General features: G+C 30.6%; 19 protein-coding genes. 16 read left to right on the forward strand and 3 right to left on the reverse strand.

The features are described from left to right. Positions 1-21: 21 nt before the first annotated feature. The gene (locus MKD41_RS14410; protein ID WP_240243046.1) at positions 22-1,620 is read right to left on the reverse strand and encodes a M1 family metallopeptidase; all 1,599 of its coding nucleotides are present in this window, start codon (positions 1,618-1,620) and stop codon (positions 22-24) included. 327 nt (positions 1,621-1,947) lie between these two features. Between MKD41_RS14410 and clpP the strand changes: the two genes are divergently transcribed. The 3 genes from clpP to dnaG all read left to right on the forward strand — a co-directional run bounded on the left by clpP (position 1,948) and on the right by dnaG (position 5,984). After that, positions 1,948-2,607, forward strand: a complete 660-nt coding sequence (clpP, locus tag MKD41_RS14415) for an ATP-dependent Clp endopeptidase proteolytic subunit ClpP (RefSeq protein ID WP_240243047.1) — start codon at positions 1,948-1,950, stop codon at positions 2,605-2,607. A gap of 19 nt (positions 2,608-2,626) precedes the next feature. Continuing rightward, the gene (gene clpX, locus MKD41_RS14420; protein WP_240243048.1) at positions 2,627-3,868 is read left to right on the forward strand and encodes an ATP-dependent Clp protease ATP-binding subunit ClpX; all 1,242 of its coding nucleotides are present in this window, start codon (positions 2,627-2,629) and stop codon (positions 3,866-3,868) included. A 73-nt stretch (positions 3,869-3,941) separates the two neighbouring features. Then, positions 3,942-5,984: a DNA primase gene (dnaG, locus tag MKD41_RS14425; protein WP_240243049.1), complete on the forward strand. Its 2,043-nt coding sequence runs from the start codon at positions 3,942-3,944 to the stop codon at positions 5,982-5,984. On the opposite strand, the gene MKD41_RS14430 is transcribed toward dnaG, so the two are convergent. Continuing rightward, a complete protein-coding gene (locus tag MKD41_RS14430) occupies positions 5,985-6,353 on the reverse strand; it encodes an SPOR domain-containing protein (protein ID WP_240243050.1) in 369 nt (122 codons plus the stop codon). A 217-nt stretch (positions 6,354-6,570) separates the two neighbouring features. Here MKD41_RS14430 and MKD41_RS14435 point away from each other — a divergent pair, with 217 nt between their 5' ends. The 13 genes from MKD41_RS14435 (at position 6,571) to MKD41_RS14500 (ending at position 24,312) form a co-directional block, all read left to right on the forward strand. Then, positions 6,571-8,148 carry a c-type cytochrome gene (locus MKD41_RS14435; RefSeq protein ID WP_240243051.1) on the forward strand — a complete coding sequence of 526 codons (1,578 nt, stop codon included), beginning with the start codon at positions 6,571-6,573 and terminating at the stop codon, positions 8,146-8,148. A gap of 88 nt (positions 8,149-8,236) precedes the next feature. Next, complete coding sequence (locus tag MKD41_RS14440; protein ID WP_240243052.1) at positions 8,237-11,305, forward strand: TAT-variant-translocated molybdopterin oxidoreductase; 3,069 nt, start codon at positions 8,237-8,239, stop codon at positions 11,303-11,305. Between the two features lie 33 nt (positions 11,306-11,338). Further along, a complete protein-coding gene (gene nrfD, locus MKD41_RS14445; protein ID WP_240243053.1) occupies positions 11,339-13,057 on the forward strand; it encodes an NrfD/PsrC family molybdoenzyme membrane anchor subunit in 1,719 nt (572 codons plus the stop codon). A 2-nt stretch (positions 13,058-13,059) separates the two neighbouring features. Then, positions 13,060-13,584 (forward strand): DUF3341 domain-containing protein, encoded by a 525-nt coding sequence (locus tag MKD41_RS14450; protein WP_240243054.1) that lies wholly within the window; start codon positions 13,060-13,062, stop codon positions 13,582-13,584. A gap of 5 nt (positions 13,585-13,589) precedes the next feature. Next, positions 13,590-14,144, forward strand: a complete 555-nt coding sequence (locus tag MKD41_RS14455) for a c-type cytochrome (RefSeq protein ID WP_240243055.1) — start codon at positions 13,590-13,592, stop codon at positions 14,142-14,144. Positions 14,145-14,172: 28 nt separating this feature from the next. Beyond that, entirely contained in the window at positions 14,173-15,489 is a 1,317-nt protein-coding gene (locus tag MKD41_RS14460) for a quinol:cytochrome C oxidoreductase (RefSeq protein WP_240243056.1), read from the forward strand. 94 nt (positions 15,490-15,583) lie between these two features. Then, the gene (locus tag MKD41_RS14465) at positions 15,584-16,591 is read left to right on the forward strand and encodes a cytochrome c oxidase subunit II (RefSeq protein ID WP_240243057.1); all 1,008 of its coding nucleotides are present in this window, start codon (positions 15,584-15,586) and stop codon (positions 16,589-16,591) included. 42 nt (positions 16,592-16,633) lie between these two features. Continuing rightward, positions 16,634-18,385 (forward strand): cytochrome c oxidase subunit I, encoded by a 1,752-nt coding sequence (locus MKD41_RS14470; RefSeq protein ID WP_240243058.1) that lies wholly within the window; start codon positions 16,634-16,636, stop codon positions 18,383-18,385. 90 nt (positions 18,386-18,475) lie between these two features. After that, entirely contained in the window at positions 18,476-19,054 is a 579-nt protein-coding gene (locus MKD41_RS14475; protein ID WP_240243059.1) for a YdeI/OmpD-associated family protein, read from the forward strand. Between the two features lie 522 nt (positions 19,055-19,576). After that, positions 19,577-20,128 carry a LemA family protein gene (locus MKD41_RS14485; RefSeq protein ID WP_240243061.1) on the forward strand — a complete coding sequence of 184 codons (552 nt, stop codon included), beginning with the start codon at positions 19,577-19,579 and terminating at the stop codon, positions 20,126-20,128. A 10-nt stretch (positions 20,129-20,138) separates the two neighbouring features. Next, complete coding sequence (locus MKD41_RS14490; protein ID WP_240243062.1) at positions 20,139-21,830, forward strand: DUF2207 domain-containing protein; 1,692 nt, start codon at positions 20,139-20,141, stop codon at positions 21,828-21,830. 86 nt (positions 21,831-21,916) lie between these two features. Next, positions 21,917-22,927: an SRPBCC family protein gene (locus tag MKD41_RS14495; protein ID WP_240243063.1), complete on the forward strand. Its 1,011-nt coding sequence runs from the start codon at positions 21,917-21,919 to the stop codon at positions 22,925-22,927. 26 nt (positions 22,928-22,953) lie between these two features. Continuing rightward, entirely contained in the window at positions 22,954-24,312 is a 1,359-nt protein-coding gene (locus tag MKD41_RS14500) for an aldehyde dehydrogenase (RefSeq protein WP_240243064.1), read from the forward strand. On the opposite strand, the gene MKD41_RS14505 is transcribed toward MKD41_RS14500, so the two are convergent. Continuing rightward, positions 24,309-24,887: a DNA-3-methyladenine glycosylase I gene (locus MKD41_RS14505; RefSeq protein WP_240243065.1), complete on the reverse strand. Its 579-nt coding sequence runs from the start codon at positions 24,885-24,887 to the stop codon at positions 24,309-24,311. The genes MKD41_RS14500 and MKD41_RS14505 overlap by 4 nt on opposite strands. Positions 24,888-24,902 lie beyond the last annotated feature (15 nt).

A 24,902-nucleotide genomic window follows, 5' to 3' on the forward strand; every position in this document is an offset into this window, starting at 1 on the left:
AGCTGTAAAGTGTATAATTTACTATTCATTATCCATTTCAAACAATAAATTTACGTTGGGGTCGTATTTAATTTCTTTTACGTCTAAGGCTTTTGTTGTAACTACAAAAGGTTCTTTTTGATTAGTAACTTCAACGGTTTTAATTTCTGAAGTTCCATCGGAATAAATAATCTCTAGATTTAATGGAAATTCAAAAGTTTGTTCTTGAAGTTGTTCAACCATAATTCTTAATTTGTCTCCACCGTGAATCCAAGATGCTTTTATTTTTGGTTGACCTGTTTTTTCAAGCCATTGTGTAAAAAAGGTATCTAAATTTTTGCCAGAAACTTGAGCCATAACTTTTTTAAAATCTGTTGATGAGGCATTTTTAAATTTGTAAAAATCGTAATAGGTCTTTATACCTTTCCAAAAATTTTCTTCTCCAATTTTAGCCTTTAGCATATGTAAAACCCAAGCTCCTTTTTGATATGAATTTGGGTTTAATAATTTTAAATAATCGGTTGTTTTAGTGTCTACAATAGGAGTTTGTTGTGTTTTATAAAAGTTTAAAATCTTTTCACGATCATCGGTTAAGCGTTTTCTAAAAGCAGCTTCTCCATCGGCTTCTAAAATATATAAATTAGTAAAGTAGGTTGCAAAACCTTCACTTAACCATAAGTGAGACCATTCAATTTCTGTTGCAGAATTACCAAACCATTGGTGTGCAATTTCGTGCGCAATTAAATCTTTATGTTCTTGGTTTCCTGTTACAGATTTTTCAAAATAAAATATATTTCCGGCATTTTCCATGCCTCCATAACGTGTTTTAGATTGCACGTTTGCTAATTTTTGAAATGGATAATCGCCAATTTTTTCAATAAAGAAATCTAAAATGTCTTTAGCAATAGCAAAATCGTTAAAACCAGCTGCTTTTGTTTGTGGATATACCCAGGTAGAAACAGGGATATTATGTGTAATTCCAGTGTTTTGAACAGCAAATTTTGCAATACCAATTACCATAACTTTTGTTGGTAAAGGAACCTTAGTTTTGTAATGATATTGTTTTAAGTCTTCAGTTAAATTAGTTTCTTCAACTTCATATCCGTTGGCAATTACTTGGTAATGGTTTGGAGCTTTTATAAAATACTCAATAGTTGCTTTGTCTGAAGGATGATCAACACAAGGAAACCAATTGTGCGCTCTGTTTGGCCAGTTATCGCCAAAAAATGTACGATCTCCATACATATTTTTAGAAATTATTAAACCATCTTTAGGTATTCCACTATATTTAATGGTATAAGTATATGGTAATCTTGGGAATACATGTTTTGCTTCAATAGCTAGTTTATTGTCTTTTTGACTAAAGTCTACAACAATATTATTTTGATACACACTATCTACTTGCATTCCAATTCCAGTAGAATCTTTTGAAACTAGGTCTAATTCAAACCGCTCTAAAGATCTTTTAAATTTTATAGAAACCTCTATTTCTGCGTCTATTACATCGGTAGAATCATTAACGGATAGTGTTAATTTATAATGCTGTACATCTATACTATTATAATGAGCATTGTTTGTTTGTGCAAAAAGTATGTTACAGAATCCGAAAAAAAGAAAACTAATTTTAATAATAAATTTCATGTGCGTATTTATTTTTTTGAAGTTCAAATATACTTAAAAACAATCCCATTTTAAATAAAAATGATGTTGAAAGTTTAAACAGTTAGGTTAATAATTGTAAAAATAAACTTTTAATCTAATGTTGTAAAGGTGCATAATTTTTAAAACCGGAAGTAGTTTTATAATTTCAATAGGTGATTGTTTTTATGAGATAAACTTAATAAAAATAATCATTTTCTGTTAAAATACTGTTATATAAAGTCGTTCAAAATTTACTATTTGAGTCAGAGGCTTCATGTTTCATGAATACTTCTTATCTTTACCCCCATAATTTTATAAAACTATAAAATGGATTACGGAAAAGAATTTAAAAAGTTTGCGACTAAAGAACAAGGTATTAGTAGCACATATTACGATAAGATTGTTAGTAGTGTAACACCTTATATTATTGAAGAACGACAGTTGAACGTAGCACAAATGGATGTGTTTTCTCGTTTAATGATGGATAGAATTATATTTTTAGGTACTGGAATAGATGATAATGTTGCAAATATTATACAAGCACAATTATTATTTTTAGAAAGTGTAGATAATTCAAAAGATATCTCAATTTACATAAATTCTCCAGGTGGTGGAGTTTATGCTGGCTTAGGAATTTACGATACTATGCAATTTATTAAACCAGAAGTAGCTACAATTTGTACAGGAATGGCAGCTTCTATGGGTGCAGTTTTAATGTGTGCAGGAGAAAAAGGAAAACGCTCTGCATTACCACATTCTCGTGTGATGATTCACCAACCTTTAGGTGGAGCACAAGGACAAGCAAGTGATATTGAAATTACAGCACGTGAAATTTTAAAATTAAAAGACGAATTGTATCAAATAATTTCAAAACATTCTGGACAAACTATGGAAAAAGTTACATCAGATTCAGATAGAGATTACTGGATGAAAGCTGATGAAGCTAAAGCTTATGGAATGATTGACGAAATTTTAGTAAGAAAGTAAAAAAACACGGAGTTAAAGTATGGCGAAAGATGAAGTTTTAGAGTGTTCGTTTTGTGGTAGAAAAAAACCAGAAACAGACTTGTTGATTGCAGGTTTAGATGCGCATATTTGTGACAAATGTATTGAACAAGCACATGGAATTGTAATGGAAGAAATAGCTGGAAATTCTTCTGATGCACTTAGTGCTGAATTGATAGTGAAAAAACCTTTAGAAATAAAGGAATTTATAGACCAATATATGATTGGTCAAGATCAAGCAAAACGTGTAATGGCAGTAGCAGTTTACAATCACTATAAAAGATTGCTACAACCAAATACCAAAGAAGAAGACGATATTGAAATAGAAAAAAGTAATATTGTTTTAGTAGGTGAAACCGGAACAGGTAAAACATTAATTGCGCGTACAATTGCAAGAATGTTAAATGTGCCTTTTTGTATTGTAGATGCTACGGTTTTAACAGAAGCTGGTTATGTAGGTGAAGATGTTGAAACTATTTTAACTCGTTTGTTACAGGCCGCAGATTACGATGTAGCTAAAGCAGAACGCGGTATTGTTTTTATTGATGAAATTGATAAAATTGCCAGAAAAGGAGATAATCCATCAATAACAAGAGATGTTTCTGGTGAAGGTGTGCAACAAGCATTGTTAAAATTATTGGAGGGAGCTGTTGTAAATGTTCCACCAAAAGGAGGTAGAAAACATCCAGATCAAAAATTTATTGAAGTCAATACAAAAGATATTCTTTTTATTGCTGGTGGAGCTTTCTCTGGAATTGACAAACTAATAGGAAAACGTTTAAACAGACAAGCAGTTGGTTATAGCGCTTCTATTAAAGTTGATAAAGTAGATGAAACTAATTTACTGCAATATATAATTCCAAGCGATTTAAAATCATTTGGTTTAATTCCAGAAATAATTGGTCGTTTACCAGCATTAACATATATGAATCCTTTAGATGCTGAAACATTAAGATCTATTTTAACCGAGCCAAAAAATTCAATTATTAAACAATATCAAAAATTGTTTAAAATGGATGGTATCGACTTTTCTATAGATGAAAAAGCATTGCAGTATATTGTAAATAAAGCAGTTGAATATAAGTTGGGAGCTCGTGGTCTACGTTCACTGTGTGAAGCTATTTTAACAGATGCTATGTTCGAACTTCCTGGAACAGACGCTACAGAGCTTAAAGTAACAGAAAAATACGCTGAAAATAAAATTAGAAAATCAACATTAAAAAAGTTGAAAGCGGTTTCGTAAGTTAAAAATTTAAACCTAACAGGTTTTAAAACCTGTTAGGTTTGTTATTTCTATAAAATTAAAACGAGCAAAATTGATTTCAAGAGAAACTATAGATAGAGTTTTTGAGACCGCCCGAGTAGAGGAGGTTATTGGTGAATTTGTTCAATTAAAAAAATCGGGAAGTAATTTTAAAGGGTTAAGTCCTTTTTCCGAAGAAAGAACACCATCTTTTATGGTGTCGCCTGTAAAGCAAATCTGGAAAGATTTTAGTACAGGTAAAGGAGGTAATGTAGTTTCTTTTTTAATGGAACAGGAACATTATTCGTATCCAGAAGCCATTCGTTACCTCGCAAGAAAATACAATATTGAAATTGATGAGACCGAACAAACCGACGAGCAAAAGCAACAAGCTGATGAGCGTGAGAGTATGTTTCTGGTTTCAGAATATGCACGTGATTATTTTCATAAAAACCTATTGGAAGATCCGCAAGGAAAAGCAATTGGTTTAAGCTATTTTAAAGAAAGAGGTTATACCAAAGAGACTATTAAAAAGTTTCAATTAGGATATTCTTTAAACGAGTGGGAAGCTTTTACTTCAGAAGCATTAAATAAAGGATACAACTTAAAATATTTAGAATCTACAGGTTTAACAATTGTAAAACAAGATTCGCAAAATTCAAATAATAATAAGCAATTCGATCGCTTTAAAGGTCGTGTTATGTTCCCAATTCATAGTATGAGTGGGCGTGTGTTGGGTTTTGGTGGAAGAATTTTAACAAACGATAAAAAAGCAGCCAAATATTTAAATTCTCCAGATAGTGATATTTACCATAAAAGCAATGTGTTATATGGAATTCACTATGCAAAAAAAACTATTGCGCGCGAAGATAATTGTTATTTAGTTGAAGGCTATACAGATACAATAACATTGCATCAAAGCGGTATAGAAAATGTAGTTTCTTCATCTGGAACGGCGCTAACAGAAAGTCAGATTCGATTAATAAATAGACTTACAAAAAATATTACCATTTTGTTTGATGGTGATGCTGCAGGAATTAGAGCTTCTATAAGAGGAATTGATCTAATACTTGAGCAAGGTATGAATGTTAGGGTGTTAATGTTTCCAAATGGAGATGATCCTGATAGTTATGCTAAAAAAGTCTCTGAAGTAGAATTAAAAGATTATTTAGAAAATAATTCGCAAGATTTTATCAACTTCAAGGTTTCTTTGTTAATGGAAGAAGCCAAAAATGATCCTGTTAAAAAAGCTGGATTGATTCGAGATATTGTTATTAGTATTTCAAAAATCCCAGATAGAATTCAAAGAGAAGTTTATATACAAGAATGTTCCAGAATAATGGATATTTCTGAAAATGTACTTTTTAATGAATTGGCTCAAATTGATACCAAACAACAAAGAGAAGCTTCAAAAAAAACAACTAAAAAGCCTTCGGGTAATTTTAATACCGGAAATCGTCCAGATCCTAATGAACCTCCAATGGAAGTTTTGTATCCAGAGATGATGCAACTGGATAAAACACCTCAAGTAGCCAAGGTTAATGAACTTGAAAAATATGAGCGTGAAATTATAAAAATTTTATTATTGTATGGTAATAAAGAGGTTGATTTTGTGGATTTTGTTGAAGATGAGGAGGCTGTAGAGCGAGGTTTTCATACTTTGAAAAAAGAGCATTTTCAAAATTTAGTTTCAAAAGAAATTTATTTGAACTTACAAGACGATGAAGTAGAATTTACCAATGAACTTTTTAAGCAGATTTATTATGATATTATTAATCAACTAAATCAAAATGAAAGTATTTCTATAGATGTTTTGGTAAATCACCCTAATCAAGAAATTGCCAGTTTAGTAACCAATATTTTAATGGATGATGAAAAGCATGTTTTAAGTAATTGGGAGCGTAAAGATGTTATTGTTAAAAGTAAAGAAAGCGACCTTTCTAAAATGGTACTCGATGCTATTTATAATTTACGACGCGTGTTAATTGAAGAAAAAATAAGTTCTCTTATAGCAAACGTTACAAAAGAAGATGAACGAGAGCAAATTTTAGAAACTGTTGTTAATTATACAGGTTTAAAACAGCGATTGTTTGAAAGGTTAAATAGAGTAGTTTAACTAAATAAGATCTTCTAACACAATTGCACCAGCAAATTCTTCTTTAATAAGTAATAAAACTCTATCGGCTTCTAATTTTGTTTCAAAATCACCTACTTGTGTTTTCCATTCAGGTTGTTTGTAAATAATTTTAGCTTTATATTCAGGAAAAGTAGCTGTAAAATTATTTTTTATTTTATAAGCTTCACTTTCAGTACCATTGTATAGTTGAATTTTATAAACTACAGTATTTTTATTTTGTTGATTATAGCTTTTTTTTTGGGTAATTAAATCTTCAATTTTTTGAGCTTCGCTTTGTGCAAATATCGCTCCAGTAATAAAAAATGTTATTATAAAGCCAAGGCCTTTTATTTTATTTAAAAACTTCATGTTGTAATTTTTTTCAAATTTATAGTATTCAAAATTCATGTAAAAGCATAAGCCTGTTATTTAGAATGAGTATAAATTAAGTTTAACACAATTTTTAGATTTTTAGTTTTACTTTTAAATAGTACTTTTGTGAAATCATTTATTAAATAATGATTTTTATCATTGTTTTTTAATGAAAATATTGTACCAAACAAGAAAGAAAAGATTTTTTTTAAGTATGAAAAGTGTGAAACAACACAGTCCATTATCAAGATTAGTCAATAGTAGTCTTGCTTTCCTTTTATTATTTTCACTCAGTTTATCTGCGCAACAAGCCGATGTAGCTAATGGAGAAAAACTCTTCAAGGCTAATTGTGCCGCGTGCCATAAACTCGATAAAAAACTAGTAGGTCCTGCTTTAGAGGGTATTACGGAAAAAAGAGAACAAGATTGGTTAATTTCTTGGATTAAGGATAGTCCAGGAATGATTAAATCAGGAGACAAGTTAGCAATTCAGGTTTTCGAAGAAAACAATAAATTGCCAATGGTAGCAAATCCACATTTATCTGATCAGGATATTATAGATATTTTGGAGTATACTAAAGGTGAGCCTGTAGTAAAAGAAACTGCATCTGTTGCTCAAGAAGTTGATCCAGGTGTAGAACGTGGTAAACAAATTTTTAAAACCAATTGTGCTGCCTGCCATAAAATGGAAGGTAAATTAATTGGTCCGGAATTGTTAAAGATTACAGATACACGTGAACATGAATGGTTAAAAGCATGGATTAAAGATAACAATGCTTTAGCTGCTTCTGGAGATAAATTGGCAAAAGAAGTTCAGGCGAGTAATCCTGCTGTAATGACTCCTTTTCCTCAATTATCTGATCAAGATTTAGAAGATTTATTAAAATATTTTGCGGTTGGAGATGTGAAAGAAGTTGTTGTAGCAACTGCAGATGCTTCAAGTGAACAAATTTTTAATAAACCTGGTTTTGGTGTTTTACCAACATTAGGTGTTACAATTTTAGCATTTTTATTGCTTTCATTAATTGTAGCAGTAACTACAAACAAAAAAGTAGAAGAAGGAGAAGAAGGAGAAGAGTCTACAGAAAACATGTTGAAAACAATGTTTTTCAATCCGTTTTTAAGATTCTTAACTATAATTTTTGTTTTATTAGGTGGAGCATGGTTCTTTTTTGGATGGTTAATGCAAATTGATGTAAATGAAGGTTATCAACCAATTCAACCTATAACTTTTTCACACGCTGTTCATGCTGGAGATAATAAAATAGATTGTCAATATTGTCACTCATCAGCTAAACATAGTAAAACTTCTGGAATTCCTACGGCAAATGTTTGTATGAATTGTCATAAGTCAATATCTGAGTATACAGGTCCATTATTTGATGGTCACACAAAAGAAGATTTAGATAATGAAATTCAAAAAATTTACGATGCAGTTGGATGGGATAAAGATAAAATGGAATACATTGAAGGGTATGAAGAAAAACCAATTGAATGGGTTAGAATTCACAATTTAGCTGACTTTGCTTATTACAATCACTCACAACACGTTACTGTTGCTGGTTTAGATTGTCAAAAATGTCACGGTCCAGTTGAAGAAATGCACGAAATGCACCAATTTTCACCATTAACAATGGGATGGTGTATTGATTGTCATAGAGAAACTGAAGTAGATATGACTGAAAATGGATATTATAAAAATATTCACGATCAATTAGCTAAAAAGTACGGTGTAGAAAAAGTGACAGCCGCTCAAATGGGAGGTTTAGAATGTGGAAAATGTCACTACTAATAAATTAATTAAAAATTTAAAGATTAAAAAATTGAAATCTTTCAATCTATTAATTTTTCAATCTTTCAATAATAAATAAATAAACTAAATGGCATCAAACAAAAAATACTGGAAAAGTGTTGAAGAGCTAAAAGCAAAAAGCTCTATTGTTGATACGTTAAAGCAAAACGAGTTTGTTGAAGAAATTCCTACTGACGAATTTTTAGGAGATAAAGAAAATCTAGAATCTTCATCAACAACACGTAGAGACTTTTTAAAATATGTTGGATTTACAACAGCTGCAGCTTCTTTAGCAGCTTGTGAAGGTCCAGTTGTTAAATCAATTCCATATGTAATAAAACCAGATGATATTATTCCTGGTGTTGCAGAATATTATGCAACTACAATGGCAGATGGATTTGACTTTGCAAATGTTTTAGTAAAAGTTAGAGAAGGACGTCCAATAAAAATTGAACCAAATAAAGACGCAAAGGGAAGTACTAATGCACGTGTGCAAGCTTCTGTGCTTTCATTGTATGATAGTCTGCGTTTAAAAGAATCTAGGTTTAACGAAAATGGAGCTGCTATTTCATCAGAAAATGCAGATAAGCAAATATTAGCTAAGTTAAATGAGGTTAAAGCTGCTAATTTACCAATTGCAGTACTTAGTGGAACTTGTGCTAGTCCTTCAACAAAAAAGTTATTAAGTAATTTTGGTGAAACTTTTGGCAATGTAAATCACGTAGTTTATGATGCTGTTTCAGAATCTGCTGCATTAGATGCTTTTGAAGCTATGTACGGATCTAGAGCTTTACCAGATTATAATTTAGATAAGGCTGATGTTATAGTTTCTATTGGTGCAGATTTCTTAGGAGATTGGCAAGGTGGAGGTTTTGAAGCTGCTTATGCAAAAGGACGTGTTCCTACTAATGGAAAAATGTCTCGTCATATACAGATTGAATCTAATATGACTTTAACTGGGTCTAATGCAGATAAACGTTTTATGGTAAAACCATCAGAACAAAATTTAGCATTAATTAAATTATATAACGCCGTAGTTAAAGGAATTTCTACAAGAGAAGCAAGTCCTTTAAACGATACTATTTTAAAAGCTACAGCTCAAATTAAAAAAGCAGGTAGTAAAGCAGTTGTTGTAACAGGAATACAAGATAAAAATGCACAATTATTAGCATTAGCTATAAACCAAGCTATTAATAGTGAGGTTATAGATGTTGTAAATACAAAAAATGTTAGAAAAGGAAATGATACTGCTGTTGCTCAGTTAGTTTCAGATATGAATGCAGGTAAAATTGGAGCAATAATTATTAATAATTCCAATCCTGTTTATACGTTACCTAATTCAGCTGAATTTGTTGAAGGATTGAAAAAAGTAAAATTATCTGTTGCATTTTCTATGCAAGATAATGAAACTGCAAACGCAGTTCAATATGCATTAGCTACACCACATTATTTAGAATCTTGGGGTGATGTTGTTATTAAAAAAGGACAATATAGTTTAATGCAACCAACAATAAAACCATTGTTTAAAACACGCCAGTTTCAAGATGCTTTGTTAGCTTGGATAGGTAGTGCTTCTACTTATTACGATTTTCTTAAAGAATATTGGAATGTAGAAATATTAAAAGGTAAATCTTGGAATCAAGCTTTGCATGATGGTGTATTTGTTGTAGATGCTACTGAAGATGCGGAGGTTGTTATAAACGATGTTGATATTGATGCAGCTGGTTCTGAATTAGCGAAAATTAAAGGAAGTGAATTTGAACTTTCATTATATACAAAAACAGGTTTAGGTGATGGACAAATGGCAAATAATCCTTGGTTACAAGAATTTCCAGATCCAATTACAAGAACCTCTTGGGATAATTACTTAACCATGTCTAAAGCAGATGCTGAGGCTCTTGGTGTAATTAATTATAACGTTGCAAACGGTGCTTTAAATGGTAGTTATGTTGAAATGTCTTTAAACGGTGTTTCTGAAGTAATGCCAGTTTTAATACAGCCAGGTCAGGCAAAAGGCTCATTAGGACTAGCTTTTGGTTACGGACGTAAGCAAGGTTTAAAAGAAGAAATGCAAGTTGGTAAAAATGCTTACCAATATTATAAAGATTTTAATAAATATCAATCTAATGTATCTTTAAAGTTGGTAGGTGGTGAACATGAATTTGCTTGTGTTCAATTGCATAATACTTTAATGGGTAGAGGTGATATTATTAAAGAAACTACAATTGAAGACTTTAATAATTTAGATTCTAAAGAATGGAATAAAGTTCCTATGGTTTCTTTAGATCATAATGAAGTTGAAGCAACATCAGTAGATTTATGGACTGAATTTGATAGATCTGGAGGTCATCATTTTAATTTATCTATAGATTTAAATGCATGTACCGGTTGTGGAGCTTGTGTTATTGCTTGTCATGCAGAAAATAATGTGCCAGTTGTAGGAAAAGATGAGATTAGAAAATCAAGAGATATGCACTGGTTGCGTATTGATAGATACTACTCTCACGAAGAAGATTTTGCTGGCGATAATGAAAAGAAAGAAGCAGGAACTGGAGTTATAGGATATAAAGATACAATGGCTGAGTTAGAAGATCCATCAGAAAATCCTTCTGTTGCTTTTCAACCTGTAATGTGTCAACACTGTAATCACGCACCTTGTGAAACAGTTTGTCCTGTTGCTGCAACATCACACGGTCGACAAGGTCAAAATCAAATGGCTTATAACCGTTGTGTAGGAACAAGATATTGCTCTAATAACTGTCCATACAAAGTACGTAGATTTAACTGGTTTAACTATCCTAATAATAGTGAATTTGACTACAATATGAACGATGATTTAGGTAAAATGGTGTTAAATCCTGATGTTACTGTCCGTTCACGTGGAGTTATGGAAAAATGTTCTATGTGTATTCAAATGACGCAAGCAACAATTTTAAAAGCTAAAAAAGAAGGAAGACCTGTTAATACTAACGAGTTTGAAACAGCTTGTTCTAACGCCTGTAGTACTGGAGCTATGGTTTTTGGAGATGTGAATAAAGAAGAAGATACTGTAGCTAGTTTAGCTAAAGATAAAAGAGCATATCATTTACTAGAACATATTGGTACAAAACCAAACGTGGTTTACCATGTGAAAGTTAGAAATACGAAAGAAGCATAAAATATTAATATAAGATAATAATTAAATTAGAATATGTCGTCTCATTACGAAGCACCTATTAGAAGACCTTTAATTGTTGGGGATAAAAGCTATCACGATATTACATTGGATGTTGCAGCTCCAGTTGAAGGTAAAGCAAATAAATTATGGTGGACAGCTTTTACAATTGCACTTTTAGCATTCCTTTGGGGACTTGGCGCAATTATATACACCGTTGGAACAGGAATTGGAGTTTGGGGTTTAAATAAAACCGTAGGCTGGGCCTGGGATATTACTAACTTTGTATGGTGGGTAGGTATCGGTCATGCTGGTACTTTAATTTCAGCTGTATTATTATTATTCCGCCAAAAATGGAGAATGGGTATTAACCGTTCTGCCGAAGCAATGACAATTTTCTCTGTAGTTCAAGCAGGTTTGTTCCCTGTAATTCACATGGGACGTATGTGGAATGCACATTTTGTGTTGCCAATTCCTAACCAATTTGGATCACTTTGGACTAACTTTAACTCACCATTACTGTGGGATGTTTTTGCAATTTCAACCTATTTATCTGTTTCATTAGTTTTCTGGTGGACAGGTTTATTACCTGATTTTGCAATGTTGCGTGATAGAGCTGTAAGACCTTTTCAAAAGAAAATTTATAGTTTATTAAGTTTTGGATGGACAGGTAGAGCAAAAGATTGGCAACGTTTTGAAGAAGTATCTTTGGTTTTAGCTGGTTTAGCTACACCTTTAGTACTTTCTGTACATACAATTGTATCTTTTGACTTTGCTACATCGGTAATTCCTGGTTGGCATACAACAATTTTTCCTCCGTACTTTGTTGCTGGAGCAGTTTTCTCTGGATTTGCAATGGTAAATACCTTGCTTATTATTATGAGAAAAGTATCAAATTTAGAAGCATACATAACAAAACAACATATAGAATTAATGAACATTGTAATTATGATTACAGGTTCAATTGTAGGTTGTGCTTATATTACCGAGTTATTTATTGCTTGGTATTCAGGTGTAGAATATGAACAATATGCCTTTTTAAATAGAGCCACTGGTCCTTACTGGTGGGCATATTTATTAATGATGAGTTGTAATGTGCTTTCTCCACAATTTATGTGGTTTAAAAAATTACGTACAAGTATTATGTTCTCTTTTATTATTTCAATAGTTGTAAATATTGGAATGTGGTTTGAGCGTTTTGTAATTATTGTAACATCTTTACATAGAGATTACTTACCATCATCTTGGACTATGTTCTCACCAACATTTGTAGATATTGGAATTTACGTTGGTACAATAGGATTTTTCTTTGTATTGTTTTTATTATATGCAAGAACTTTCCCTGTAATTGCGCAAGCAGAGGTTAAATCTATTTTAAAATCTTCTGGAGAAGCTTATAAATTATACAGAGATGCAGGAGGAAAAAATCCAGCACCTACTAAAAAGGAGATTAAAACTTCAAAAGAAACACCTGCAAGTACTAAAGATACTTCAGAACAAAAAAATGTGTTATTAGGTAGTTTAGGAACATTTGATGTTACAACACAAACTGCGGATGATTTAAAATTAATTAGTGGAGTAGGACCTAAGTTAGAAAAAATATTAAATACAATTGGTATTTATAGTTTTGAACAAGTTAGTAAAATGACTGAAAAAGAATATGATTTGTTAGACTCACTTTTAGATTCATTTAAAGGTAGAGCAAAACGAGATGATTGGGCAGGACAAGCTAAAAACTTAAAAAATAACGGGTAATTATGAGCTCAAAAGTAATACAAGCAATGTATAATGATGATGACATCCTTATGGATGCTGTAAAAGAAGTACGTGCAGCAAATCATCATATAGAAGAAGTTTATACACCATTTCCAGTTCATGGTTTAGATAAAGCAATGGGACTTAAAGGTACGCGAATTGCAATTACTGCTTTTATGTATGGATGCGTAGGTTTTATATTTGCTGTTTGGATGATGAATTATATGATGATAGAACAATGGCCACAAGATATTGGAGGAAAACCTAGTTTTACATTTTTACAAAATATGCCAGCTTTTATTCCAATTATGTTTGAATTAAGTGTGTTTTTTGCAGCGCATTTAATGGTAATTACTTTTTATATGAGAAGTAGATTATGGCCATTTAAAGAAGCTGAAAATCCAGATCCTAGAACAACAGACGATATGTTTGTAATGGAAGTTACTGTAGATGGAAATGAAAAAGAATTAGTTTCTTTTTTAGAAAATACAGGAACGGTTGAAATTAAAGTAACTGAAAAGCATTAATTAAAATGAAGAACATTTTAAAAATAACAATTGCATTGGTGTTTCTATTTGTTTTATCATCTTGTTGGGGTGATAAGTCAAAACCTAATTACCAATATATGCCTGATATGTACAAATCTGTAGGCTACGAAACTTATACAGAAAACCCAAATTACTCTAATGGTATGACTACTCAGTTACCTGCTGAAGGAACTATTGCAAGAGGTCATGTTCCTTATGAGTATGAAGATACAAATGAAGACTATGAAGCTGCTAAATTAGAACTTAAAAACCCTTTAGAATTAACAGAAGCTAATTTAGAGAATGGTAAAAAAATGTATAATATATACTGTTTAACTTGCCATGGTAAATCTGGAGCTGGAGATGGAGTTTTAGTAGAGAGAGAAAAGTTTTTAGGTGTACCTAATTATAAAGATAGAGATATTACTGAAGGAAGTATTTACCACGTAATTATGCATGGTAGAAATATGATGGGATCTCACGCTTCTCAATTAACAACTAAGGAACGTTGGCAAGTAACTATGTACGTGCAACAACTTAGAACTGAATTATTAAAATAACACTTTTACTAAGATAGAATTTAAAGATATGTATACCTTTTCAAGTAAATTAAAAACATTTTCTTACGCCTTAATGATAGTAGGTATTTTAGGTGTTGCTTACGGTTTTTTTACTACACCAAGTTCAGTAGAAGATGTTAAAATAATGCTTCAAGAAAGTCATAATGCTCACGATGAAGCAGCAACACATCAAAATGAAGCACAGGCTAATAACGCCCATGACACAGCACATGCAGATGATGTACACGCCGAACACGCTTTTCATTATTTAATGAATAAACCATGGTCAGCAGTTTATGTTGCACTATTTTTCTTTTTTATGATTTCATTGGCAACCTTAGCATTTTATGCAATTCAACATGTTTCGCAAGCAGGTTGGCCTATTGTATTATTTAGAGTAATGGAAGCAATAACTGCTTATTTACCAATAGGTGGAATTTTATTATTTGTGTTTTTTGTTCTTTCATCACTACATTTAAATCATTTATTTGTTTGGATGGATCCAGAAGTAGTTGCACATGATGAATTAATTCAAAATAAAGCTGGTTATTTAAATATACCTTTCTTTTTAATTAGAGCTGCTATTTATATTGGTGGTTGGATTTGGTATAGAGAACATTCAAGAAAATTAACTTTAGCACAAGATAACGCTACAGACATAAGTAATTACACAAAATTATTTAAACGTTCTGCAGCATTTTTAGTATTCTTTTTAGTAACAGAATCTATGATGTCTTGGGATTGGATTATGTCTTTAGATCCTCACTGGTTTAGTACTTTATTCGGATGGTACTTATTTTCAAGTATGATAGTTTCAGCAATAACAACTATTGCTCTTGTTTCTATATATTTAAAAGGAAAAGGTTATTTAGAATTTGTAAATGATAGCCATTTACATGATTTAGCTAAGTTTATGTTCGGTTTCAGTATTTTTTGGACCTACTTATGGTTCTCTCAATTTATGCTGATTTGGTATGCAGATATCCCAGAAGAAGTTACTTATTTTGTAACTAGATTTAACGATTATAATGTTCCGTTTTTAGGAATGTTAGTTTTAAACTTTTTATTCCCTCTATTAGTATTAATGAATAGTGATTATAAACGTGTTAACTGGTTTATAGTATCAACAGGGATACTAATATTGATTGGACATTATATTGATATTTTTGTGATGATTATGCCTGCTACAGTTGGAGATCAATGGTTTTTCGGAATTACTGAAATATGTGCAGCATTATTAGTACTAGGAATATTTATTTATGTAGTGTTTAACGCATTAACAAAAGCTCCTTTATTAGCAAAAGGTAATCCTTTTATAAAAGAAAGTGAACAATATCACTACTAAAAGATAAAATATACTCATAGAAAAGAGTCCTGAATACAAAATATTCAGGATTTTTTTTATATTTGGCACAACTAAAAAAATCTAAACTAAAAAAATGACAGCATTACTTTATATTTTACTGGCAATTGTTGTTGCCGTAGCTATTTGGCAAGTTGCAAGTATTCTAAAATTTAAAAGCGTAATAGCCACTGAAAAGGATAATAATACCCAAGGTATTTTATTTGCGATTTTTGGAATATTCTTCTATGGATTAATGATATTTACGTTTGTAAAATACTCTGTAATTTTACTACCTGATGCAGCCTCTGTAGAAGGTGAGAGTTACGATACTTTATATGCCGTAACTATGATATTAATTCTAGTGGTACAGGCAATTACTCAATTTTTACTTTTCTATTTTGCTTTTAAATATAGAGGAATAAAAGGAAGAAAAGCGTTGTTTTATGCAGACAGCCATAAATTAGAAATGATTTGGACAATAGTTCCTGCAGTTGTACTAGCAGGTTTGGTATTGTATGGCTTATCTGTTTGGGTAGATGTTATGGATCCTTCAGATGCTGAAGACCCTCTAATTGTTGAAGTTTACGCAAAACAGTTTTCTTGGGAAGCACGTTATGCCGGCGAAGATAATGAGCTAGGTTTAGCAAATGTTAGAAATATAAAAGGAATTAATACAATGGGTGTTGACATGTCTGATTTAAATGCCTTAGACGATGTACCTGTTAGAGAATTACGTTTACCAAAAGGAAGAAAGGTAATATTTAAGTTTCGTTCACAGGATGTATTGCACTCGGCTTATATGCCTCACTTTAGAGCACAAATGAATTGTGTTCCTGGTATGGTTACGCAATTTGCATTTACACCTTCATTAACTACTGAAGAAATGCGTTTAAATGATGAAACCATAGCTAAAGTTGAAGGAATAAATGAAATCAGAGCTGAAAAAGGAGAAGATCCTTACGAGTTTGATTATTTACTTTTATGTAACAAAATTTGTGGTTCATCTCATTACAATATGCAAATGAAAATTATTGTTGAAGAAGAAGAAGATTTTAATGCATGGATGAAAGAACAAAAAACGATGGCGCAAGTTGTGCAATAAACTAACTATTATTATTACTACTACTAAATAAAAAAATAGATTATGTCAGATCATCATCATAAAGAAACATTTATCACAAAATACGTTTTTAGTACTGACCATAAAATGATTTCTAAACAGTATTTAGTTACTGGAATTTTTATGGGTATTATTGGTGTATTTATGTCTATGCTATTTCGTTTGCAAATTGCTTGGCCAGATACATCATTTTCGATTATTGAAGCATTTTTAGGAAACCACCAAGATGGTGGAGTTATGTCTCCAGATATATATTTAGCACTTGTTACCATTCATGGTACAATTATGGTGTTTTTTGTATTAACAGCAGGTTTAAGTGGAACTTTTAGTAACCTTTTAATTCCTTTACAAATTGGAGCTCGAGATATGGCTTCAGGGTTTTTAAATATGGTTTCGTATTGGTTGTTCTTCTTATCAAGTATAATTATGGTAATTTCACTTTTTGTTGAAGCTGGACCAGCTTCTGCAGGTTGGACAATTTATCCTCCTTTAAGTGCTTTACCACAAGCAATACCCGGTTCTGGAATGGGTATGACACTTTGGTTAATTTCAATGGCAATATTTATTGCTTCTTCATTAATAGGAGCTTTAAATTATATTGTAACAGTGTTAAATTTAAGAACTGTTGGAATGAAAATGACAAGATTACCATTAACAATATGGGCATTCTTTGTTACTGCAATTATTGGTGTAGTATCATTCCCAGTTTTATTATCTGCAGCTCTGTTGTTAATTTTTGATAGAAGTTTTGGAACATCATTCTTCTTGTCAGATATATTTATTCAAGGTGAAGTATTACACTATCAAGGAGGTTCACCAGTGTTATTCGAACACTTATTCTGGTTCTTAGGACATCCAGAAGTTTATATAGTTATTTTGCCAGCAATGGGAATCGTATCAGAAATTATAGCTTGTAATTCTAGAAAGCCAATATTTGGTTATAGAGCAATGATTGGATCTATTATAGCAATTGCGTTTTTATCTACAATTGTTTGGGGTCACCATATGTTTGTTTCAGGTATGAATCCATTTTTAGGATCTGTATTTACATTTACAACCTTATTAATTGCAATTCCTTCTGCAGTAAAAGCTTTTAACTGGCTTACAACTATGTGGAAAGGAAATATTCAAATGAATACCGCAATGCTCTTTTCAATAGGTTTTGTTTCAACATTTATTTCTGGTGGTTTAACAGGGTTAGTTCTTGGAGATAGCGCTTTAGATATTAATGTGCACGATACTTATTTTGTAGTTGCTCACTTTCATTTAGTAATGGGTGTGTCTGCAATTTATGGAATGTTTGCAGGAGTTTATCATTGGTTCCCTAAAATGTACGGTAGAATGATGAATAAAACTTTAGGATACTGGCATTTCTGGATTACAGTTGTTGCTGCTTATGGAGTTTTCTTCCCAATGCATTTTGTTGGTTTAGCCGGTTTACCACGTAGATATTACGCAAATACAGCTTTCCCTTTATTTGATGATGTAGCCGATGTTAATATTGTAATTACAATGTTTGCAATTATGGGTGGAGCTGCTCAGTTAATTTTCTTAGCAAATTTCTTTATCAGTATTTATAAAGGTAAAAAGGCAACTCAAAATCCTTGGAAAGCGAATACTTTAGAATGGACAACTCCGGTTGAACATGTTCACGGAAACTGGCCAGGTGAAATTCCAGAAGTGCATAGATGGGCTTATGATTACAGTAAACCAGGATTAGATGAAGATTTTGTTTTGCAATCTACACCTCTAAAAGAGGGAGAAGAAGAATCTTAATTTTTAGAAATATAATATAAAAAACGCCTTTTTAATATGTTAAAAAGGCGTTTTTTAATTTAGAATTATTCCTTCCTAAAATAGTATGGTATGAAAAATGTTGAAGATTATTGTCCAGCTAACTACCATGATTGGAGAAAATGGTTAGAACTAAATCACAATAAAAAAGATGGAGTTTGGCTGATATTTTACAAGAAAAAATCTCCTAAATTTAATCTAAGTTGGAGTGATTCTGTAGATCAAGCACTTTGTTTTGGTTGGATTGATAGTGTTAAAAAAACAATAGATACAGAAACATATAAGCAATATTTTAGCAAACGTAAACCAAAAAGTAATTGGTCTAAAATTAATAAGGATAAAGTTCAATTCTTAATAGAGCAAGGTCTTATGAACGAAAATGGTTACAAAAGTATTGAAATTGCCAAAGCAAATGGTTCTTGGACATTTTTAGATCAAATTGAAGCTCTAATAATACCAGAAGATTTAAAGGAAGAATTTGCAAAGCATAATAACTCCCTAGCATTTTTTAAATGTCTAAGTAATTCTAATAAAAAGATTTTATTGTACTGGGTTGTTTCTGCCAAACGAAAAGAGACTAGAAAAAAGAGGGTTTTTGAAATAGCTTATAATGCGAGTAAAAATTTGAAACCAAGGCAGTTTAGATACTAAATGTGATTGTATGTATAATCAATTTAATTTTAGATAAATACTTAAAGTCAGTTTAAAGAGAAGTAATTGTTATTGAAAATTTATGTATTTTTGAGTTTAAATACACACATTTAATATGTTTAGTAAAGGACAACTTATTTTTGCAGCTTTTTTTGTAATTGCATTTACAATTTTAATGATATGGAGTTATAGAAAAGATATAAAAGTTCATAAAAAGCACTATAAAAATACCTTTATTATTGTGATTGCAGTTTTTTTAATAATTGCTATTTTTACATTAATCACATTTTCTTTACATTAGAATATAATACTAAGTAATATTTAAAGACTATAAAATCTAGTGCTATTTCCTTATAATTTTTATTAAGGAATCTGATAAGAAGTAATGTAAACAATAAGTAAGTTTAATTTTAAATTAAATACCAACGGGTTATAATTAAATAAGCTACATTAGTAATTCTAAATTCTAATGATTATATTTATTTTTAATTATAGTATAAACCCAAATAATTTATAAGTCTTATGTTTATTTCTTTAGGAGTTCTTTTAATACTTGCTTTATTGCTTGTAAATGTTTTTAACCGATTTGTAAAAAATAAGAACGTGGTTAAAGATGCTTGGAGCAATATAGATGTAGCTTTAAAACGTAGATACGATTTAATACCAAACCTGGTAGAAACTGTAAAAGGGTATGCAAAACACGAAATATCTACATTAGAAAATGTTATAAATGCCCGAAATTCGGCAATGGCTGTGCCTTCAAACGATATAAATGCACAGATAAAAGCAGAAAATCAATTGCAACAAACCTTACGTAGTATATTTGCTTTAAGTGAAGCGTATCCAGATTTAAAAGCAAATACAAATTATTTAGATTTGCAGCAGAAACTTAACGAAATTGAAGAAAATTTAGAACGTAGTCGTAGGTATTACAATGGTACTGTTAGAGTAAATAATACTTATGGAGAGAGTTTCCCAGGAACACTGTTTGCGGGAATGTTTAATTATCAACAATTCGAATTTTTTGAAACCGATAAAGAAAGTCGTGAAAATGTAAAAGTTAGTTTCGATTAAACTAAAGGTTATGAAAAAATTAGTTCTTGTTCTTTTCGGATTTTTATTTTTTCTTAATAGTAATGCACAAGATTTTATTGTAAATAAAAGTCATATTCAAATTTACATAAGTGAAGAAGGCTATTTTGATGTAGTTGAAAACTATGACCTCACTTTTGAAGTACATAAACACGGTATTTACCGAGATATACAAACCAAATACAACTTATTAACAGCCGAAGGAACCCAAGAAAAACGTAAAATAAAAATTAGAAATGTTGAAGTTCCAAATTATAAATATGAAGTGGATTTCGATTTTGAACAACAACTAAGCGATAACCTTAATATAAAAATAGGAGATAAAGATATTTCACTTATTGGACCGCAACATTATCAAATAAAATATAGAGTTTATAATGCTTTTCTTTTTGATGATTCTAAAATTCAGTTCTATTGGAATGTAAAGCCAGATGGATGGAATACTGTTTTTGAACAATTGGATTTTACAATTTACCTTCCAGAAAATATAGACTTAAAGCCAGATGATCTTTTTGTATATTCAGGAACAACAGGAAATAAAAATAATAGTCAAGAATTTGAAGTTACTTATTTAAATAGTGTTTATACTGCAAAAAGTACTGCTAATTTTAAATCTTCTTACGGAGAAAGTGTTACAGTATTATTAAATTTGCCACCAAATTCTATAAAGGAAATAAAACCATTATGGCCATTTTGGGCAAGTTATGGATGGATATTGTTAATTGGTGTATTTTTAGCTGCTTTTTATTGGGTATGGAATAAGTATGGAAAAGATGATGAAGTCGTAGCAACTACAAGTTATTTCCCACCTAGTGGTGTAGATCCTGCAATGGCTGGTTTTTTAATTGATGATAGAGGTGATACGCAAGATTTAATTTCATTTATTCCACATTGGGGAGCACATGGAATTATTAAAATGGAATACATTCCTAAAGATGGATTATTATCGAAAGACGATACAAAATTAATATTATTAAAAGCTTTGCCTGTTGACGCTTCAGATTACGAAAAGAAACTATTTAAAGGACTGTTTGGAACTTACAAAGAAATAGCTAATAAAGAAGTGTTGATAAGTAGTTTGAAAAATACATTTTATACAACAATGCTTGAAGCAAAAGTAATTTTAAAAGAAAAAGCACAAATTTATTATGTTGAAGCCGCAAGAAAAATGCAAACTAAAGTTGTGATTGGAATTTTAATCATTGCAATTGTAAGCTTCTTTTTGTTCATAAATATATGGGGACTTTTAGCAGCAATAGCTGTAATACCAGTAGCAATATTTTTATTGATTATGTCTATTTACTTGGTTAAAAAAAATACGAAAGGAAATGCAGTTTTATCTGAATTAAAAGGTTTTAAACAATTTATAAAAGTAGCAGAAGAGAATAAATTAAAAATGCTTTTAAACGACAATCCAACTTATTTTGAATCTACAATGGGCTATGCACTTGCATTTGGTCTATTTAATGATTGGGCAAAAAAGTTTGAAGCTTTAAACTTACAGCCACCAAGTTGGTATAACTCAACATCTGGTCCATTAACCATGCATCATTTTACTAATTCTTTTTCCAATTCAATAACATCAGCTAGATCTACAATGGTTAGTACACCATCAAGTAGCTCTTCAGGTGGAGGTGGCTCTTCTGGAGGTGGTTTCGGAGGCGGAGGCGGAGGAAGCTGGTAAAATCTCAAGATTCTTTTAATTCATTTAAATTAAAAATTGTTATTATTTAGTAATTTAGCATTAAATTAAATATAAATTTTATTGTTATGAAGTTTTTTAAATACCTATTGTTTTTTTTATTAATAATAATTATTGGTACAGCAATTTATATTGCAACATTACCTGGTAATTATGATGTTAAAAGTTCAAAAATAATGAAAGTACATGCTTCGTTGATTTTTGAAAACATAAACGATTATAAAAATTGGCAACACTGGGGCCCTTGGTATGAAATAGACTCAACAATTGTAGCAAGTTATCCAGAGGTAACATCTGGTGTTGGTGCATCTTATTCTTGGACAGGTAAAGAAGGAACTGGGTCAATGAAAACAATTTCTGTAGTGCCTAATAAAGGTCTTATTCAGCAAATAGATTTTGGAACTGGAACTACACCTGAAGTGTATTGGGATATTACTGAAACTGAAACTGGAAATAAAGTGACTTGGGGAATGCGAGGAGAAAGTTCTTTTAGTGAAAAAGCATATTGGTTAACGCAAGGTGGTATAGAAAAAAATATGAAGCCAATGTATGATCGTGGGCTTGAGTTGTTAGAACAACATTTGTTAGCAGAAATGGATAAGCATTCTTTTAAAATTATTGGAGAAGTAGATTATGGTGGTGGTTTTTATTTATACCAATCAATTTCTTGTAAAATAGATGATGTAGATAAGCATATGAGTGAAATGTTTAAAAATGTAATTAATTACATGGATGAAAACGCTATTGAACCATCTGGAAAACCATTTTTGTTAACTCATAATTGGGATAGTGCTAACAATACAACAATGTTTTCAACTGGTGTACCTGTTAAAGAAAGAATTATTACTACAGATGATGTTTTAACTGGGTTTTTAGAACCTCAAAAAACATTTAAAACTATTTTTTATGGTAGTTATCAATATTCTCACGAAGCCTGGGAAGCTGCATATAAAGAGCTAACAGAACAAGGGTTTACAGCTTTGGAAACGAGTGAGCCTTTTGAAGTGTATTCTGTACGACCAACCGACAATCCTAATCCAGCGAAATGGGTTACGGAGATTTATATTCCTATAAATTAATAGTTTAAACTTTTAAGATTTTTTAAATGAATGAAATTGTAGCAGCTCAAAAAAAGTTTTTTCAAACAAATGTTACTAAAAGTATTTCATTTAGAATTGAACAACTTAAAAAGTTAAAACAGCTTTTAAAAGAAAATGAACAGCTTTTAAACGAGGCTATATTTAAAGATTTTAAAAAATCTGAATTCGATACCTATACAACAGAATTAGGTATAATTTATAGTGAAATTAATTTAGCTTGTAAAAAATTACATAAGTGGGTACGCACTAAAAGGGTATCAACAAATTTTTTAAATTTTCCTGGGAAAAGTTATATAATTCCAGAACCACTAGGTGTTACATTAATTATTGGAGCTTGGAATTATCCATATCAATTATCATTATCTCCTGCAATTGCTGCAATTTCAGCCGGAAATACAATTGTTTTAAAACCAAGTGAAATTGCTGTAGAAACAAGTTCTTTATTAGCAAAAATTTTAAATGAAGCATTTGATCCAGCATTTTTTAAAGTTGTTGAAGGTGGAGTTATAGAAACTACAAAACTATTAAATGAAAAATTTGATAAAATATTTTTTACAGGAAGTACAGCTGTAGGAAAAATAATTTATAAAGCAGCTGCAAAAAAATTAACACCTGTTACTTTAGAACTTGGAGGTAAAAGTCCTGCAATTATTGATGAAAATTTTAATATAAAAGTAAGTGTTAAGAGGCTAGTTTGGGCAAAATTTTTAAATGCAGGACAAACGTGTATTGCTCCAGATTATGTGTGTGTTCATGAGTCAATTAAAACTGAGTTTTTAAAGCAATTAATTGCAGAAATTAAAACATCTAATTTTAAAATTGAAAACAATAATTATGTTCAAATAATTAATCAAAAAAATACAAAACGGCTGATTTCATTAATAAATTCAGAAAAACTTTATTTTGGCGGGACTTATAACCTTGGAGAAAACACTATTGATCCAACTATTTTAACAGATGTTAGTTTTAACGATGAAATAATGGAAGATGAAATATTTGGGCCAATACTTCCTGTAATAGCTTATAAAAATATTGATGAAATTATAACTCAAATAAAATTAAAGCCAAAACCTTTAGCTTGTTATATCTTTTCAAATAATAATGCTTTTATAAAAAAAATAGAAAAAGAAGTTTCATTTGGTTCGGGAGCAATTAATGATGCTGTAATGCAAATAACGAATGAAAATTTACCTTTTGGAGGTGTTGGTAATAGTGGAATAGGTTCATATCATGGAGTATATGGATTTAAAGCATTTTCGCATTATAAATCCATTTTAAGAAAAAGTACTTGGTTTGAGCCTAATTTAAAATACTACCCATTAACAAAATTTAAATTGAAGCTTATTAAGTTTTTAATGCGTTAAAAAATTAGTTCATTTACTTGTTTGTGTCTGTAACAGCTTGTAATATGGTCGTTTACCATGCCAGTGGCTTGCATATAAGCATAAATTACGGTAGAACCAACAAATTTAAATCCACGTTTTTTTAAATCTTTAGAAATAATATCAGAAAGAAGAGTTGTAGCAGGAACTTCACTTAATGTTTTGTATGTGTTTTTTAAAGGTTTTCCGTTAGTAAATTTCCATATATAATTAGAAAAAGAACCAAATTCTTTCTGAATTTCCATAAAACAAGTTGCATTTGAAATGGTTGCTTTTATTTTTAATTTATTTCTTATAATTCCTTTGTTGTTAAGTAATTCGTTGAATTTATTATCGTTATAGGTTGCTATTTTTTTATAATTAAAATTATCAAATGCTTCTCTAAAATTTTCTCGTTTTTTAAGAACAGTAATCCAGCTTAAACCAGCCTGAAAAGTTTCTAAAATTAAAAATTCAAACAATTTTGTATCATTAAAAACAGGTACACCCCATTCTTTATCGTGATATTCAACATAAATTGGATCTTCTCCACACCAATCACATCTTTTATTTTTCATATTATAGTTTTAGAA

Origin of the sequence: Lutibacter sp. A64 (assembly GCF_022429565.1) — a bacterium.
Classification (GTDB): domain Bacteria; phylum Bacteroidota; class Bacteroidia; order Flavobacteriales; family Flavobacteriaceae; genus Lutibacter.

Coding starts and splice junctions, on each gene's coding strand:
- MKD41_RS14410 (WP_240243046.1), bottom strand. CDS start 1,620: ATGAAATTTATTATTAAAATTAGTTTTCTTTTTTTCGGATTCTGTAAC.
- clpP (WP_240243047.1), top strand. CDS start 1,948: ATGGATTACGGAAAAGAATTTAAAAAGTTTGCGACTAAAGAACAAGGT.
- clpX (WP_240243048.1), top strand. CDS start 2,627: ATGGCGAAAGATGAAGTTTTAGAGTGTTCGTTTTGTGGTAGAAAAAAA.
- MKD41_RS14430 (WP_240243050.1), bottom strand. CDS start 6,353: ATGAAGTTTTTAAATAAAATAAAAGGCCTTGGCTTTATAATAACATTT.
- MKD41_RS14435 (WP_240243051.1), top strand. CDS start 6,571: ATGAAAAGTGTGAAACAACACAGTCCATTATCAAGATTAGTCAATAGT.
- MKD41_RS14440 (WP_240243052.1), top strand. CDS start 8,237: ATGGCATCAAACAAAAAATACTGGAAAAGTGTTGAAGAGCTAAAAGCA.
- nrfD (WP_240243053.1), top strand. CDS start 11,339: ATGTCGTCTCATTACGAAGCACCTATTAGAAGACCTTTAATTGTTGGG.
- MKD41_RS14450 (WP_240243054.1), top strand. CDS start 13,060: ATGAGCTCAAAAGTAATACAAGCAATGTATAATGATGATGACATCCTT.
- MKD41_RS14455 (WP_240243055.1), top strand. CDS start 13,590: ATGAAGAACATTTTAAAAATAACAATTGCATTGGTGTTTCTATTTGTT.
- MKD41_RS14460 (WP_240243056.1), top strand. CDS start 14,173: ATGTATACCTTTTCAAGTAAATTAAAAACATTTTCTTACGCCTTAATG.
- MKD41_RS14465 (WP_240243057.1), top strand. CDS start 15,584: ATGACAGCATTACTTTATATTTTACTGGCAATTGTTGTTGCCGTAGCT.
- MKD41_RS14470 (WP_240243058.1), top strand. CDS start 16,634: ATGTCAGATCATCATCATAAAGAAACATTTATCACAAAATACGTTTTT.
- MKD41_RS14475 (WP_240243059.1), top strand. CDS start 18,476: ATGAAAAATGTTGAAGATTATTGTCCAGCTAACTACCATGATTGGAGA.
- MKD41_RS14485 (WP_240243061.1), top strand. CDS start 19,577: ATGTTTATTTCTTTAGGAGTTCTTTTAATACTTGCTTTATTGCTTGTA.
- MKD41_RS14490 (WP_240243062.1), top strand. CDS start 20,139: ATGAAAAAATTAGTTCTTGTTCTTTTCGGATTTTTATTTTTTCTTAAT.
- MKD41_RS14495 (WP_240243063.1), top strand. CDS start 21,917: ATGAAGTTTTTTAAATACCTATTGTTTTTTTTATTAATAATAATTATT.
- MKD41_RS14500 (WP_240243064.1), top strand. CDS start 22,954: ATGAATGAAATTGTAGCAGCTCAAAAAAAGTTTTTTCAAACAAATGTT.
- MKD41_RS14505 (WP_240243065.1), bottom strand. CDS start 24,887: ATGAAAAATAAAAGATGTGATTGGTGTGGAGAAGATCCAATTTATGTT.